Source organism: Thermococcus sp. M36 (genome assembly GCF_012027355.1).
GTDB lineage: Archaea > Methanobacteriota_B > Thermococci > Thermococcales > Thermococcaceae > Thermococcus.
In genome coordinates, this window is record NZ_SNUH01000102.1 from 1 (window position 1) to 521 (window position 521).

1 protein-coding gene is annotated in these 521 nt (G+C 33.8%); it reads left to right on the forward strand.

Going from position 1 to position 521, the window contains the following annotated elements:
* Window positions 1–521, forward strand: a 521-nt coding sequence (locus E3E36_RS11520; protein ID WP_206203645.1) for a hypothetical protein, incomplete at both ends; no start/stop codon positions are given.

The window sequence follows — 521 nt, forward strand, 5'->3', positions numbered from 1 at the left end:
ATTTGATTAGCTTATTTGTTGAAGAATACAAAAAGATTAACCCGTCAGGAAGTTTAGCTGCATTCTTTAGTGCACAAAGCAACGGCAAAATAAAATTCAGTTCTTCTGAAGGAGATGTTGTCAGCTATCTTAAAGACCAGGCTTCAGCAGCATTTAAAAATACTGTGAGAATCATTCGTACAAGGGTTGATAAATTCGGGGTGTCTTCTCCAAACATTAATCCCGACGAAAAGAAAGGAATTATCAATATTGAATTAGCAGGTGCCAATAACCCTGAGCGTGTAAAAACATTCTTGCAATCAACTGCTAATCTTCAATTCTTTGAAGTATACACTTTAACTGATGAGGACTTTGTAAAGAGATTTATTGATGCAGATAAAGTTGCTGAAGACTATTTAAAAGGAGTTAAAGCAATTGACTCAACTTCTGCAAAAAAAGATACTATCAAAACTGTTGCTAAAGTAAATAAAGACACGACTAAAATTGCTAATCTTTCTTCTTTTGATTCAGGAAAACAAAGC